The organism is Acinetobacter sp. 16 (assembly GCF_033439925.1).
Classification (GTDB): Bacteria; Pseudomonadota; Gammaproteobacteria; order Pseudomonadales; family Moraxellaceae; genus Acinetobacter; species Acinetobacter junii.
The window spans coordinates 1,310,134-1,324,961 of sequence record NZ_CP137746.1; the positions used below are offsets into that span (position 1 = coordinate 1,310,134).

The following is a 14,828-nucleotide window of genomic DNA, read 5'->3' on the forward strand; positions in this document are numbered from 1 at the left end:
ATTAATCAGCACGTCTCCAAATTGTACCTTGGCGAGTGTCTTCTAAAACCACGCCTTGATCGAGTAAAGACTGTCGAATACTATCCGCCTTGGCAAAGTCTTTAGCCTTTTTCGCATCTACACGTTGCTGAATAAAGTCTTCAATTTCAGCATCAGAAAGTGTTAGAGCTTCTTGTCCGATATCTGATTTAAGGAATTCGTCTACATCGTGTTGAACTAGACCAAGAATATTTGTGAGCTGACGTAAAGTTGAGTAGAGAACTGTTGCTTGTTCAGCTTGTTCTTCTTTAACTGCGCGATTTAACTCTTTATTAAGCTCGAATAGAACAGCCATCGCTTCAGCCGTGTTGAAATCATCACACATTGCGTTATTAAAGCGTTCAACAAAACTTTGATCTAATGCATCAACAGTTTTCTGACCATATGTTTGTTGATAGGCTTTAAATGAATGATAGAAACGACTCAACGCAGTTTTAGCTTCTTTTAAAGCAACATCAGAAAAATTGACTGGACTACGATAGTGTGAGGAGACGATAAAGTAACGAATCACTTCTGGATGGAATTTTTCCATCACATCTCTAATCGTAAAGAAATTGCCTAGTGATTTAGACATTTTCTCCCCATCGACATTGATGAATCCAACATGCATCCAATAATTTACATATTGTTCGCCTGTTGAAGCTTCACTTTGTGCAATTTCATTTTCATGATGAGGGAACATTAAGTCTGAACCACCACCGTGAATATCAAAATGATTGCCCAGGCAACAAGTCGACATTGCAGAACATTCAATATGCCAACCTGGGCGACCATTACCCCAAGGAGATGCCCAAGCAGGTTCATTTTCCTTTGCATGTTTCCAAAGTACAAAGTCAAAAGGATGTTTCTTTTCAACTTCAACATCTACGCGTTCTGAAGCACCTGCTTGCATATCATCGAGTTTACGGCCAGAAAGTCGACCGTACTTATCGAATTTTGTGACTTCAAAATAGACATCACCATTGCTTGCAGGATAGGCAGCACCTTTATCTACCAAATTGCTGATCATGTTTTGCATTTGATCAATGTATTCAGTCGCTTTCGGAGCTTCATCTGGCGCAGCACAACCTAAATTAGCAGCATCTTCATTCATCGCTTCGATAAATCGTGCAGTAAGTTGTTGGATGCTTTCTCTATTTTCATTAGCACGCGCAATAATTTTATCGTCAATATCAGTAATATTGCGGATATAGCGTACTTTCCAACCTTGACTACGTAAGAAACGGATGATGTAGTCAAATGCAACCATAACTCGAGCGTGTCCGATATGACAGTAATCGTAAACGGTCATACCACAGACATACATGTCGATTTGACCTTCTTTGCGTGGGACAAATTCAACTTTTTTACGTTGCTCAGAGTTATATAAAACAAAAGGTTGCATAAGGGCTTTTAACACTCAACAAAATTAGCGTTACATCATAACGTATGCATCATTTTTCATAAAGTTATCCGCATAAAAAAACATGTTCTAAAGGAATGAACTGATTAAATTATAGGGGTTCTATATTTGTTCATTTTCTAAGAAATCTTATACATTTAGAAACGTCTCTCACAAACAGTTATGCTAGAATCTCCGCAATTCTTTTGATTAAAATCATCTACGCTTATGTAGATTGAACATTATTTTGAGTCAAACTTGCATGTCACAAACGATAAATTTCCAAAAAAGCGCGCTAGAAACGCTGCGCATCGAACAGCAAGCGATTGAAGTTCTTGCAACACAATTAGATGAACGCTTTGATCGTGCATGTGAGATTTTATTGCAATGTTCAGGTCGTGTTGTTGTTACTGGAATGGGTAAATCTGGTCACATTGGACGGAAAATGGCGGCGACCTTTGCTTCAACAGGTACGCCTTCATTTTTTATGCATCCAGGTGAAGCAGGACATGGCGATCTAGGCATGCTGGTGCGTGGTGATGTGCTGATTGCAATCTCAAACTCTGGTAAAAGTGATGAGATTATGATGCTTATGCCTTTGATTAAGCATCTAGGCGTTCCACTGATTACGATTAGTCGTGATGATAAAGGGCCAATGCCACAAAATGCTGATGTACCTTTAACATTAGGTGCCGCTGATGAAGCTTGTCCATTAGGTTTAGCACCTACATCAAGTACGACAGCAACCTTAGTGCTTGGTGATGCATTGGCTGTGGCTTTGTTGGAGGCGCGTGGGTTTACGGCAGATGATTTTGCTCGTTCGCATCCTGCTGGAGCTTTAGGGAAACGTTTACTTTTACATGTAAAACATTTGATGCATACAGGTTCAGAATTACCCAAAGTTAAACCTGATACACCGATGAATAAGGTGTTATACGAAATTTCTGATAAACGTCTTGGTCTTACGACCATTGTTGATGAACAGGATAGATTGCTCGGTATTTTTACTGATGGTGATTTACGTCGTATGATCGATCATCAGCAAGGTTTTGATGTTAATTTACCTGTTGCAGAAGTCATGACTAAAAATCCACTTACGGTTTCTCAGGAAGCTCGCGCAGTAGAAGCATTAGAAAAAATGCATGAGCGTAAAATCAATCAATTTGTAGTTGTCGATGATGCCAATAAAGTTATTGGTGTTATTAGTATGCATGATCTAATTCAGGCAGGAGTAAATTAAGCCATGGCATCTTATGCTTTACAAGAACAAGCACGTCATTTACAAGCACTCGTGCTAGACGTCGATGGAATCTTAAGCGATGGCTTTGTAACATTAACGAATTCGGGTGATGAAATTAAATCATTTGATATTCGTGATGGTTTAGGAATGAAATTGGTTCAACAGGCTGGTATGAAAGTGATCATTATCACGGGACGAAAAAGCCATATAGTTGAAAAACGGATGTCAGATTTAGGCGTTGATTTAGTATTTCAGGGGCGTGAAGATAAAGGTGCAGCATTACGTGAAGCCTGTGCTCAGTTCAATATTCTCCCTGAAGATTGTCTATACATGGGTGATGATTGGCCTGACTTATCTGCATTTGCAATTGCGGGTATGAGTATTACTGTACCGAATGGGCATGAGGAAGTACGTCGTCGTGCTCATCTTGTCACCCAAGCAATGGGTGGGCGTGGTGCTGTACGAGAAGTTTGTGACATGTTGCTTACTTCAAAAGGTGTTTACCAAGAGCTACTTGCAAAATACTTAGCTGTACCACATTAATATAGAATGAACTACCCAAAGGTTAGGTAACCCTGTTTATGGATACCAGAGTTTTATATGTTGTTGCTGTAGTGGTTGCTTCTATTAGCGGTGGCTACTATTACTATAGCGGCAAAGCGAAAAAGCTTGATGTTGAATCGGCTAAAAATATGACGTATTCAGCTCAGGGTGTTCACCTAACCCAAACGGATGAACAAGGTAACTTGTACGTTCGTGCTGAAATCAAGCAATTAGAACAAAATATGCAGTCAAAAACTTCACAGTTGGGTCAACTCAATGCCGTGATGTTTAAACAAGGTAAGCCTGATGCGACTTTTTATGCAAAGCAAGCCAAAGGTTATGACGACAATACTAAAATTGTTTTAATGGGTGATGTTGTCGCAACAAAATTATCAGATCAAGGCAACAAAATGGAGTTTCGTACTGATGAGTTGACTGGGTATCCAAAAACGAGAGAGTTGGAAACACAACATCAAGTTACAGTGCAATCACCAAATTCAGCTTTCGTCAGCCAAGGTCTGAAAGCAAATTTAAACAATGGTCAATATGAGTTTTTCAAAGTTCGAGGAAAGTATGCGCCTAATTCCTAATTCTAAATATCGTTTAGCTTTCCTAAAACATGTTGCGTGTATAGCAGTTGCATTTAGCTCAGTTTCAGCATTTGCCGTACCCTCAGACCGTAATCAACAATTATCATTGGTTGCTGATCGCGCGACTTATAATGATAAAACAGGTATCACAACGTATACGGGTAATGTTGTCATTGAGCAAGGAACGATGAAGCTACAAGCAGATTCTATTGTTGCAACATTAAATAGTAAGAAAGAAATTCAAACCATTACTGCAAAGGGCCAACCAGCGAAGTTTCAGCAGCAAATGGATGTAAATAAGGGCTTAGCAAGAGGCGAAGCTCAAACTATTATTTATAATGCGAACACTGGGATTATTACTTTGTCAGGAAAAGCTTATCTATATCAAGATGGTTCTAGCATCCGTGGTAATACTTTGAAATATAGTATGAATAAAGGTGATGTTGAGGCTCAAGGTTCATCTACCAATCGAGTTCAAATCATTATTCCACCTTCTAGTTCTAAAAGCTTCCCAGGGGCGCGTGATTAATGGAACAATCAGCACAACAACCACAAACTTTGTGTATCAAACACTTAGCAAAGAATTATAGTAAGCGCTGGGTTGTAAAAGATGTTTCTTTTACAATGCAGAGCGGGCAGATTGTGGGTTTGCTGGGACCTAATGGTGCTGGAAAGACGACGAGCTTTTATATGGTTGTCGGTCTGGTACGTATGGATAAAGGAGAGATTCATTTAGATGATCTCGATTTATCTGATCTTGCGATGCATGAGCGTGCTCGAAAAGGGATTGGCTATCTTCCACAAGAAGCTTCTATTTTTAGAAAGCTCACGATCTCTGAAAACATTATGGCGATCTTGGAAACAAGAAAAGACTTAAATAAGCAACAGCGCCAGCAACGTCTCAATGAATTATTGAATGATTTTAAAATTAGCCATATCAAAGATTCATTAGGGATGAGCGTATCAGGTGGTGAGCGACGCCGTGCGGAAATCGCTCGCGCATTAGCAGCAGATCCTAAGTTTATGTTGCTAGATGAGCCATTTGCAGGTGTCGATCCAATCTCTGTGGGTGATATCAAAGATATTATTCAAACTTTGAAAGAGCGCGGTATTGGCGTATTGATTACTGATCATAATGTTCGAGAGACATTAGCGATATGTGAAAAAGCCTATATTGTGAGTGAGGGTGCAGTCATTGCAGAAGGTACCCCTCAGGAAATTTTAGATAATGAGCAAGTGCGCAAAGTATATTTAGGTGATGATTTTGTGGTTTAAAAATAGCCATTTGAGCAATATGAAAAAGAGCTAAATAGCTCTTTTTCTTTTTATAAATAATAGAAATAATAAATAGATACGTGACTTTTACTGGAATATTTTTCATTCTTCTTTTTTATGTATTTGATTTTAATTTAATAAATCTACGGTCAAAGCTAATAATAGCTAAGTTATAAGCAAAAAAGTGTGATCTATATTACAAAAAACAAACATTTAAGCGATGTGTAAATTGTAGTTTTCGCATGGTGTTTTTATTTTAAAAATGAGTAGAATGAATGGGCTTTTAAATGATAACAATTTGAAAAGAATATGAGCATTAACAACGATTTAAATGTAGATGATGGAACACACAAAACATGTATAGATTTGAAATGGCTATTATGTGTATTTTCGTTTTCCGTACCTGTAGTACATGCAGAAACACCGAGTGAAAAATATCACAGTTTAAAAAATAATATTGCTCAGCTGCTTGCACCGAAAAGCAACCAAGATTTCAAAGTTGCTAACATGCAAAAGCTAAGTAATTTCACGGTGACACCATCGAATAATAATTTACCCGTAGTCGGTAGCGGGCGACCTATGCAGCCTGCGTCTGTACCGATTATACAAAGTCAGCCTCGCGTACTTAAAGATGCTGTACAGATCGCAGTTCAACGTAATCCTGAAATTTCTCAGACTTTAGCAACTCTTGCTGCACAAAATGCAAATATAGATGTTGCTAAAGCTGGTTACTATCCGCAGATTACGGGTGGTATGAATACAGGTGATTTGACACAAAAGAGTTCAAGAGGTCAGCAAGTTCTTGCCTTGAGTGCATCTCAAATGGTCTATGACTTCGGTAAAGTGAAGTCTGGTGTCAATACAGAACAAGCAAGACTTGCTGTGGAACAAGCCAATGTTTTGGTGAAAATTGATGATATCTCACTCGATGTTGCACAAACGATTATTAATATTCAACGTTATAAAAAACTTATTCAAATCGCGAATCAGCAAATAGCAGGTATTAAACGCATACAAGAGATGGCGAATCTAAGGGCTAATGCTGGTATCAGTAGCCAAGCGGACCCGATACAAGCACAGTCTTATTTGCAGTCTGCTCAATCCGCGTTAATCGCTCAACAATCTTTATTGAGCCAAAATCAACAACACTTATACACTTTGCTTGGTTTTGACGTCAGTAAGATTCAGTGGACTATTCCTGAGGATTTGGTGAAACAATCTGATTTATATGCAGAACCTCAATTCAATACAATTCCACAAATGATTGCAGCTCAAGCAGGTATTGCTGTAGCACGTTCACAAAAACAACAAACACAGTTAAGCAGATTTCCTACTTTGTCCGTAAAAGGAGAGTTGACCCAAGCGATCAATGGCAGAAATCCAAATAATGATAAAGAGGGTGGATTTGATAGTGCAATAATGTTGGAGGCAACGAGCCAATTTTATCAAGGTGGAGCAACTTCTTCACAGATTCGAGCAGCAAGTTTTGCTGAGGAAGCTGCTAAAGCTCAAGTAAATGCAGTCTATCTACAAGTTTTGGATCAAATTCGTAATAGTCGAGAACAGATTGAAAACAAACAAAGACAGATGCAAGTCTTAATGAGTCGACAAGCGACTACGGTGAGAATAGACGAAATTTGTCTAGGAGAGTGGTGGCAGTCCAAACCAAGGAATTGTATCAAGAACAATATAAGTTAGGGACACGTTCACTTGTGGATTTATTGAATGCTGAGCAGGCAATTCATGGTGCAAATTCAGAATTAGAAACAGCACGTTATGATATTTACAGTAACATTGCTCAGTACATCGCAACGACAGGACGTTCACGTCAAGCCTATGGCTTAAATAATATTTCCATTCAGGGGTTTGAAGTTCAGCCATGATGACAAAAATAAACTATCAGCCGTGGTTACAAGCGGTCTTAACAATTGCTAAGCATTATCGAATAGAGCCATCAGAAGAGCGTGTTCGTTTACAATTAGATTGGAATCAAAATCAAAATTTAGATGAAATTTTATTGTTAATGAGCCGACAGGTTGGTTTGAACCTTTGTAAAGTGTCATTTACAGAGGAAATGATCAACCCTTGGCGTTTGCCGATTTTAGTTGAATTTAAAGATGGGCAAGTTGGTGTTGTCGATAAAGCTGACTCAGAAGGAAATGTCAGTGTTCAACTCAGTGGTGATCAAGGCTTATCACAAAAGTTTTCAATAAGTTCACTTAAGCAAGATATAAAAACAGTCTATATCTTACGCCCTGAAAAATCTGTCCCAGACGCTCGTATTGATGAATACATCAAGCCGTATGAAACGAGCTGGTTTTGGTCAATCGTTCTTCAAGATTGGAAGCGATATATAGATATTATGTTTGCCTCGTTAATGGCAAACATTTTGGCATTAGCTACGATTATTTTCTCTATGCAGGTTTATGACCGCGTTGTGCCATCACAATCGATCCCGACGCTTTGGGTGCTTGCGGGTGGGGTGCTAATCGCAGCCATTTTTGAGTTTGTACTTCGTGTTGCTCGTGTTTACCTATCCGATATTATTGGAAAGCGTGCAGATTTAAGAATATCAGACCGTGTTTTTGGTCATGCACTACGAATTAAAAATAGTGAACGTTCTAAATCGACTGGTACTTTTATTTCACAAATTCGTGAGTTAGAAGGTGTTCGTGATTTAGTTACATCGACAACAATGGGTGCGATAGCTGATTTACCATTTTTCTTCCTGTTTCTGATTATCTTTGCGATTATCGGTGGGAATCTCTTTTGGGTAATGTTGCTTGTTGTTCCTTTAATGATTTTGCCTGGTATTTTGGTACAAAAGAAATTAGCTGAGTTAGCTCAAGAAGGCATGCGAGAGTCATCTATTCGAAATGCGATCCTTGTCGAAGCGGTACAAGGTATTGAAGATATTAAGTTATTACGAGCAGAATCTAGATTCCAAAACCAATGGAATCATATGAATGAGGTGTCTGCGGATATTAGTATGCAACAACGTAAGATCGTTGGTGTATTAACTGCTTGGACACAAAAAATTCAAGGTTTAACCTATGCCGCTGTTGTATTAGTTGGATGTTTTGCCGTGATGGAAGGCGAGATGACAACGGGTGCTTTGGTTGCGTGTTCGATCCTTTCCTCACGAATGCTTGCCCCTATTTCACAAATCACAGGGATTTTAGGACGTTTACAGCAAGCTAAGGTTGCGAAGAAAAGTCTTGATGAATTAATGCAGAAACCTGTTGATCAACCTGATCAAGCGCATCTGGTTCATAAAGAAGTGTTAAATGGGGACTATGAACTTAAAATGTTATGTTCCAATACACAGAAGAAGATTCTCGTCCAATTCTTGCACTTCGTCATTTGAAAATTAAAGCTGGTGAAAAGATTGCGATTTTAGGTCGTAACGGTGCAGGTAAATCAACATTATTACAATTATTGGCTGGTATGCAATCACCATCAAATGGTTCTGTGCATTTGGATGGTCTCGATATTAGCTTAATCGATCCTGCTGATGTGCGCCGTGATATGGCATTGTTGAATCAGAATGCACATTTATTCTACGGAACAATTCGTGAGAATTTGACCTTAGGTGCGCCTTTAGCAAAAGATAATGACATTTTAAAAGCTTTAAAAGTGACAGGTGCTTTAGGCTTTGTGCAAGAGAAAAAAGAGGGCTTAGATCATTTAGTTTTAGAAGGTGGTGTAGGCTTCTCAGGCGGGCAAAAGCAAGCATTGCTGTTAGCACGATTACTGATTCGCCAACCTAACATTTTATTACTCGATGAACCGACTGCTGCGATTGATGATATTGCCGAAAAACAACTAATTGATCACTTAAAAGGCTGGTTAGGACACAGAACATTAGTCGTCGCAACACATAGACGAGCTGTGCTTGAGTTGGTTGATCGTATCATCGTGATGAACGAAGGTAAGGTTGTAATGGATGGACCAAGAGATCAAGTTCTAAATCAATCAGCAGGTCAACAAAAACAAATTAAACAAGGGGAAGATTCATGAGCGAACAACAAGCTAACAACCGTTCCATGAATGTATCCTACAAAGAGCCAGCTTTACCACGTTCAAGTCTTGTGATTTGGATTGTATGTATTGGTTTAGCGATTTTTTTGACTTGGGCTTGGTTATTTAATCTAGAAGAAGTTTCTACAGGAACGGGTAAGGTTATCCCTTCATCTAAAGAGCAAACTATTCAATCTTTAGAAGGTGGTATTCTTACGAAGTTAAATGTGCAAGAGGGTGATATTGTTCAAAAAGGTGAAATCCTTGCGCAACTTGATCAAACACGCTTCGCATCTAATGTCGGTGAATCAAAATCACTTTTAACTTCTGCTCAAGCGACTGCTGCGCGATTACGTGCTGAAGTGAATGGAACTCCTTTAGCATTTCCTGCAGAAGTGCTCAAAGAACCTAAATTAGTCAAAGAAGAGACCGCTCTTTATTATTCTAGACGTGAAAATTTAGAACAATCATTAGCTGGTTACCAACAAGCTTTACAATTAGTTCAACAAGAATTGATGATGACTGAACCACTTGTTGCGAAAGGTGCTGCAAGTGAAGTAGAAGTACTTAGACTCAAGCGTGAAGCCAATGATCTTAGAAATAAGATGAATGACACACGTAATCAATACTATGTAAAAGCCCGAGAAGAGCTATCGAAGGCAAATACTGATATTGAAACGCAACAACAAGTTGTGATGGGACGCAGTGATAGTTTACAACGTGCAATCTTTAAAGCACCTGTGCGTGGTGTGATTAAAGAAATTGATGTAACAACTCTTGGTGGTGTTATTCCGCAAAACGGTAAATTGATGACGATTGTTCCTTTAGAAGACAAACTGTTAATTGAAGCACGTATTTCTCCAAGAGATATTGCTTTCATTCGACCTGGTCAAGAAGCCTTAGTGAAAATCACTGCATATGACTATTCGATCTACGGTGGTTTGACTGGAAAAGTAACAGTAATTTCTCCTGATACGATTCGAGATGAAGTTAAACAAGACCAATTTTACTATCGTGTTTATATCCGCACTGACTCTGACAAGTTATTCAATAAAGCAGGTCATGCGTTTGGTATCACACCAGGTATGGTAGCGACAGTTGATATCCGCACTGGTGAAAAAACAGTTATGGATTATCTACTTAAACCATTTAATAAGGCCAAAGAAGCTTTGCGTGAAAGATAAGCAAGCTAAACTCAAAAAACCTCGCAATTGCGAGGTTTTTTATTTGAACCTTAAGACGTTATACTTTGTTTTTAAATTTGCATTGATGTTTTTATGCCTTTTACCATTGCTCAAACCGTTACCTTTGAAGAAGAAATTAAAAAAAGTCGCTTTCAGGCGATTGCGAGTGTTGTAGAAAATGAGCAACAAGTAAAAAAGTTTTTAGAAGAGACAAAGGACATCTCGACGACACACCAATGCTGGGCATGGAAAATAGGTCATCATGTACGGTTCAATGATGATGGCGAACCTTCAGGTACAGCAGGTCGCCCGATATTAGCAACGATAGAGGGGAATGACTTAACCAATGTTATTGTATTGGTGAATCGTTGGTATGGCGGAGTAAAACTAGGCACTGGTGGTTTAGTCAGGGCGTATGGTGGGTGTGCAGGACAGTGTCTGCTACTCGCTGAAAAAATAGAATTAATTGAGAAAAAGAAGATTACTTTTAGTTGTGCATTTAACGAATGGGCTATTATTCAATATGAATTACTACAACAGCAAATAGAGTTTCTAGAAAACTATACTGAAACGGGTGTTAGTATTCAGGCACAAGTGCAAATACACCAGATTGAACCATTAAAGCTCAAGCTTCAAGATATAACGCGTGGTCGCGAGCAGCTTAAACTTATTGAGGATCAAACAGATGACGCATGATCCACTATTAAAATATCGTGAACAGCATAAACATCGATTGAACTATATGCCATGGTTATATTGGTCTTTAAAACCCAAACATAGAGAATGGGCGGAAGAATGGCAAAAAGAATATCAGAACTATTTAATGGAAATGGAAACAGTTGAAATTGGCAACAATTGTTTTATTTCACCTTTAGCACATATCTTTGCTGAGCGAGGACGTAAAATTACTATCGGCGATAATACTTTTATTGCTGGCGATTGTACTTTACATGGACCGTTAGAAATCGGTTCTGAAGTCGCGATCAACCACCATTGTATTCTTGATGGAGGTCGCGCAGGTATTAAGTTGCATGATCAAGTTAGAATTGCAGCATATAGTCATCTGTATGCTTTTGACCATGGTATGGATTTAGATCGACCGATCTATCAGCAAGCAGTTCGCTCACTAGGCATAGAAATTGGACGTGATGTTTGGTTAGGAGCTCATGTTGGAATTAAGGATGGGATTAAAGTTGGTGATCATGCGGTTATTGGTATGAATAGTATGATTACTAAAGATGTTGAGCCACATGCAATTATGGCTGGAAACCCTGCAAAATTGATTCGTTATCGGAAATAAGAATTAACTAGAAAACTCTCAAGAGATTCTATACATAAATTTAACCAACCTGCTATCTATCTGTGTTAAGTTAAAAATAAGTAGAAGACCTAAGGTATTGAACCTAAAGAGAGGCGATTATGAACCGCGTTATTGCATGTATCGATTCCTCACCCTGTATCGATGCGGTGGCGGAGGCTGCAGTTTGGGTTGCCAAGCAAACTCAAAGAGAATTAGTCCTTTTACAAATCCTAGATTACTATCCCGCCAGTTACCATTTAGGTGAAATTAGTGGTGTAATCGGTTTTGAAAGTAATGCCATGTTACTTAAAGAATTGGCTGAGTTAGAACAAAAGCAAAGCGAATTAGCCTTGGATTATAGTAATAATTTACTGAAACATATCTCTGAATTAATTGAAAAAAATTACGGTTTGACTAGCACCAAAATTCAAGAAAAAGGTGATTTTCTTGAACAGAGTTTTAATATTCTTAAAGAAAATGATGTAGTAATCATCGGGCGAGTCGGGGAACGCGCTGCTGAAAAAAATAAACCAATTGGAAGTAATGTTGAAAACTTTATTCGTGGGGCGAATTGCACGGTAATTACCGTAGGGGAGCATTTTTCACCACCAAAACGTTTTATTTTTGCTTATGAATACTCTCCGACTTGTCAAAAGATGATGGAGAGAATTGCTCAAAGTGATTTATTGAAAAAACTGCAATGCCATTTACTGTATGTTGGTGATCATCCAGAGATGCTGACTGAACCTGAGAAATATCTTAAAAGTGCTGGTCTAGATGTAATACCAATATATCGTTATGGCGATGTAGCACAAAATATTTTGGAATATCAACGCGAACATGATATTCAACTGATTGTATTAGGTGCATTTAGTCACAGTAAGATTCATCAGTTTTTCTTGGGTAGCATCACAACCACGATATTTAGAAATGCAAATGTACCGCTGCTTGTTGCTAAGTAGTTCATTTTATTCCATATAGTTATCCGCAATTCCTGTGGATAACTATATGGAAAAGCAACCTTGATATACTTAATTTATTGATATTTATAATTAAAAAGTAAAAGTTTATTTTTTAACCTCTATTTGACGATTGCAATTGCAAAGCCATCATGCCCTTTCGATCCAACAGTTTGTAGAGCAGTACACGATAAAAGTTGAGGATGATTCTGGAGCGCAGTAAAAGCTTGGCGGATACCTTCAATACTTGGTTTTTTATTATTTGAATCTAAGATATCACCAGAGCGAATAACATTGTCTAGCACAATGATAGTGCCTGAGCGTGCCAATTTTAAACTGAGTTCAAAATATTCTGGATAACTTTGTTTATCTGCATCAATAAAAATGAAATCAAAAGGTTCACTATTATCATTAATTAATTGATTCATGATATCAACGCCACGACCTTTTTTAAGCTCAATTTGGGTTGGCATATTGGCATAATCAATATTTTCTTGGGCAAGGATCACGTGTGTATCCCGTCCTTCCACAGTAAGCAAATATCCATCAGCAGGCAGTGCTTTCGCCAACCAGATTGTACTATAAGCAGCAAATGTACCGAGTTCGAGCACACGCTTGCATTGATTCATTTGAATCAACATTTGTAGAAACATGCCTTGGTTAGGTGCAACAGCTAGATGATTAGAAAAACCCTGCTGGTCAGTGTTATCTAATGCATGTTGAAGTCTCTCGTCTGTGGGAATGAGATGTGAATTAATATATTCATCAATGTCTGTCCACAACTGTTGCATGGTTGTATTTACCTATAAATTTGATAGCTGCATTTTAAACATTTATCTTCGAAGTGCAATTTGAATGCTGAAGGAATCATGAGTGCTGAAAGTAAAAAGAGATCAAAAGACCTCATTTTTACTCGAGTTTTACAATTTAGAAGTTACAAAGAGATGTATTACGAGTCAAATCAGGACCCCAAGTGCGATAACCTTGAGTATCCAAATGAATTTGACCTGAACTATATAATCCAATACCGAGATCTAGGCTTTGACCATGCTGAATCCAAAATTGGCATAACTTGAATTTTGTTTGTTCAATATATGCATAATCTTGGGGTTGAGGGTATTCAGGTCCAATACGAAAATCAATTGCGGAATTAAATAAGTGCTTTGATGAACTTGCACCACCTGCGCACTGATTCAGTGGGAGATCACGATAAACTGAGGTAACTTCGAAATCAGTAAGAATTTTTGCAGCGATTAAATACTTGAATACTCGTAATGTTGAAAGTGAGTTATTCCATAATTCACGATTTGGAACCATGTATTCTGAACGTCCGCACTTTTGCCAGTCTCTTGCTGTTTTGAGCAATTCAAAACTAGGAATAATATGTGCGACATTATTACGCATTAAGAAATGTTCATATTCGCGTACACGTGCGTAGTTTTCTCCCTGACCTAACCACTGACGATAAGATGCAGGTTCTGTTTTTGTAGGGATTGGACGATTAAAAGCTACTTGTTCTTCAGGAATATATATTCTTTTGCTTGGACTAACTTTCTTTGGAGACGTGGCACAACCAACCATCATCACAGGGATGACAAATAATGAAAACAGACCCTGTAATTTATTTCGCATCATAAAAAAGCAATTCACATTTAGTATAGTGCCTATTTTAATGCAAAATAGGGGGCTAAAAATGGCACAATTGCAAAGAAATGTGTGATTCAGGTATAAAAAAGACCAGTAAAACTGGCCTTTTTGAAAATTACTTTTCTAAATACTGAAGCTTGTTTGGTTTGCCGTTCCATTCCTCACGATCAGCAGGTTGTTCACCGATTTGAGTAATGTTATTGCCAGCCCATTTTTCAGATAATTCAGCATTTAATTCAATAAACACTTCTTGACCTTCAGGTAACTCATCTTCAGAGAAAATTGCATTTGCAGGGCATTCTGGTTCGCAAAGTGCACAGTCGATACATTCGTCAGGATTGATGACTAAGAAGTTAGGACCTTCATAGAAACAATCTACAGGACAAACTTCAACACAATCTTGATACTTACATTTGATACAATTTTCTGTGACAACAAAGGTCATGGCGGCAGCTACCTAAAAAATATGGTTTTCATTTTCAATAGCGTATTTTAGGCAAAAAATGCAGATAGAAACAATTCCTTTTATTGATATTTATTATTCGTATCAATGAAAAGGGCTGATTTATATGAGTTTTGTTGATAATAACTCTCAATAACCTGAATCTATTTGCACTTCATCCTACGATAAAAGACGCATTTTCAAACTT

At 38.1% G+C, this 14,828-nt stretch carries 13 protein-coding genes and 2 pseudogenes; 11 read left to right on the top strand and 4 right to left on the bottom strand.

All coding sequences use genetic code 11. The features are described from left to right. Position 1: 1 nt before the first annotated feature. Positions 2-1,423, bottom strand: a complete 1,422-nt coding sequence (cysS, locus tag R2H34_RS06430; protein WP_004959671.1) for a cysteine--tRNA ligase — start codon at positions 1,421-1,423, stop codon at positions 2-4. A gap of 259 nt (positions 1,424-1,682) precedes the next feature. On the opposite strand from cysS, the gene R2H34_RS06435 reads away from it, so the two are divergent. From R2H34_RS06435 to R2H34_RS06485, 11 genes and pseudogenes are all read left to right on the top strand, one after another. Next, the gene (locus R2H34_RS06435; protein WP_004959668.1) at positions 1,683-2,660 is read left to right on the top strand and encodes a KpsF/GutQ family sugar-phosphate isomerase; all 978 of its coding nucleotides are present in this window, start codon (positions 1,683-1,685) and stop codon (positions 2,658-2,660) included. A gap of 3 nt (positions 2,661-2,663) precedes the next feature. Further along, positions 2,664-3,203 carry a KdsC family phosphatase gene (locus R2H34_RS06440; RefSeq protein ID WP_004913359.1) on the top strand — a complete coding sequence of 180 codons (540 nt, stop codon included), beginning with the start codon at positions 2,664-2,666 and terminating at the stop codon, positions 3,201-3,203. A 38-nt stretch (positions 3,204-3,241) separates the two neighbouring features. After that, positions 3,242-3,793, top strand: coding sequence for an LPS export ABC transporter periplasmic protein LptC (gene lptC / locus R2H34_RS06445; protein ID WP_004959665.1), 552 nt, complete (start codon positions 3,242-3,244; stop codon positions 3,791-3,793). Then, complete coding sequence (gene lptA, locus R2H34_RS06450) at positions 3,777-4,322, top strand: lipopolysaccharide transport periplasmic protein LptA (RefSeq protein WP_004959662.1); 546 nt, start codon at positions 3,777-3,779, stop codon at positions 4,320-4,322. The genes lptC and lptA overlap by 17 nt, the downstream gene beginning before the upstream one ends. Further along, entirely contained in the window at positions 4,322-5,068 is a 747-nt protein-coding gene (gene lptB / locus R2H34_RS06455; RefSeq protein ID WP_004913352.1) for an LPS export ABC transporter ATP-binding protein, read from the top strand. The genes lptA and lptB overlap by 1 nt, the downstream gene beginning before the upstream one ends. A 360-nt stretch (positions 5,069-5,428) precedes the next feature. Then, positions 5,429-6,951 (top strand): annotated as a pseudogene (locus R2H34_RS06460) (TolC family protein). Further along, positions 6,948-9,088: pseudogene (locus R2H34_RS06465) on the top strand (type I secretion system permease/ATPase). Before R2H34_RS06460 ends, R2H34_RS06465 begins: the two co-directional pseudogenes overlap by 4 nt. Further along, a complete protein-coding gene (locus R2H34_RS06470) occupies positions 9,085-10,272 on the top strand; it encodes an HlyD family type I secretion periplasmic adaptor subunit (RefSeq protein ID WP_004959644.1) in 1,188 nt (395 codons plus the stop codon). The pseudogene R2H34_RS06465 and the gene R2H34_RS06470 overlap by 4 nt, the downstream one beginning before the upstream one ends. 93 nt (positions 10,273-10,365) lie before the next feature. Further along, positions 10,366-10,968, top strand: coding sequence for an IMPACT family protein (locus tag R2H34_RS06475; protein ID WP_004953163.1), 603 nt, complete (start codon positions 10,366-10,368; stop codon positions 10,966-10,968). Next, complete coding sequence (locus tag R2H34_RS06480) at positions 10,958-11,572, top strand: acyltransferase (RefSeq protein WP_042892440.1); 615 nt, start codon at positions 10,958-10,960, stop codon at positions 11,570-11,572. The genes R2H34_RS06475 and R2H34_RS06480 overlap by 11 nt, the downstream gene beginning before the upstream one ends. Positions 11,573-11,691: 119 nt before the next feature. Beyond that, entirely contained in the window at positions 11,692-12,534 is an 843-nt protein-coding gene (locus R2H34_RS06485) for a universal stress protein (RefSeq protein WP_004913328.1), read from the top strand. Positions 12,535-12,653: 119 nt separating this feature from the next. On the opposite strand, the gene R2H34_RS06490 is transcribed toward R2H34_RS06485, so the two are convergent. The 3 genes from R2H34_RS06490 to fdxA form a co-directional block, all read right to left on the bottom strand. After that, the gene (locus tag R2H34_RS06490; RefSeq protein ID WP_004913324.1) at positions 12,654-13,322 is read right to left on the bottom strand and encodes an O-methyltransferase; all 669 of its coding nucleotides are present in this window, start codon (positions 13,320-13,322) and stop codon (positions 12,654-12,656) included. 136 nt (positions 13,323-13,458) lie between these two features. After that, positions 13,459-14,166, bottom strand: a complete 708-nt coding sequence (locus R2H34_RS06495) for a D-Ala-D-Ala carboxypeptidase family metallohydrolase (RefSeq protein WP_004913321.1) — start codon at positions 14,164-14,166, stop codon at positions 13,459-13,461. 127 nt (positions 14,167-14,293) lie between these two features. Then, positions 14,294-14,623, bottom strand: a complete 330-nt coding sequence (gene fdxA / locus R2H34_RS06500) for a ferredoxin FdxA (RefSeq protein WP_004639922.1) — start codon at positions 14,621-14,623, stop codon at positions 14,294-14,296. Positions 14,624-14,828: the final 205 nt, after the last annotated feature.

Bases quoted from the DNA above. Each gene is read 5' to 3' on its own strand.
- cysS (WP_004959671.1), bottom strand. From the start codon at position 1,423: ATGCAACCTTTTGTTTTATATAACTCTGAGCAACGTAAAAAAGTTGAA.
- R2H34_RS06435 (WP_004959668.1), top strand. From the start codon at position 1,683: ATGTCACAAACGATAAATTTCCAAAAAAGCGCGCTAGAAACGCTGCGC.
- R2H34_RS06440 (WP_004913359.1), top strand. From the start codon at position 2,664: ATGGCATCTTATGCTTTACAAGAACAAGCACGTCATTTACAAGCACTC.
- lptC (WP_004959665.1), top strand. From the start codon at position 3,242: ATGGATACCAGAGTTTTATATGTTGTTGCTGTAGTGGTTGCTTCTATT.
- lptA (WP_004959662.1), top strand. From the start codon at position 3,777: ATGCGCCTAATTCCTAATTCTAAATATCGTTTAGCTTTCCTAAAACAT.
- lptB (WP_004913352.1), top strand. From the start codon at position 4,322: ATGGAACAATCAGCACAACAACCACAAACTTTGTGTATCAAACACTTA.
- R2H34_RS06470 (WP_004959644.1), top strand. From the start codon at position 9,085: ATGAGCGAACAACAAGCTAACAACCGTTCCATGAATGTATCCTACAAA.
- R2H34_RS06475 (WP_004953163.1), top strand. From the start codon at position 10,366: ATGCCTTTTACCATTGCTCAAACCGTTACCTTTGAAGAAGAAATTAAA.
- R2H34_RS06480 (WP_042892440.1), top strand. From the start codon at position 10,958: ATGACGCATGATCCACTATTAAAATATCGTGAACAGCATAAACATCGA.
- R2H34_RS06485 (WP_004913328.1), top strand. From the start codon at position 11,692: ATGAACCGCGTTATTGCATGTATCGATTCCTCACCCTGTATCGATGCG.
- R2H34_RS06490 (WP_004913324.1), bottom strand. From the start codon at position 13,322: ATGCAACAGTTGTGGACAGACATTGATGAATATATTAATTCACATCTC.
- R2H34_RS06495 (WP_004913321.1), bottom strand. From the start codon at position 14,166: ATGATGCGAAATAAATTACAGGGTCTGTTTTCATTATTTGTCATCCCT.
- fdxA (WP_004639922.1), bottom strand. From the start codon at position 14,623: ATGACCTTTGTTGTCACAGAAAATTGTATCAAATGTAAGTATCAAGAT.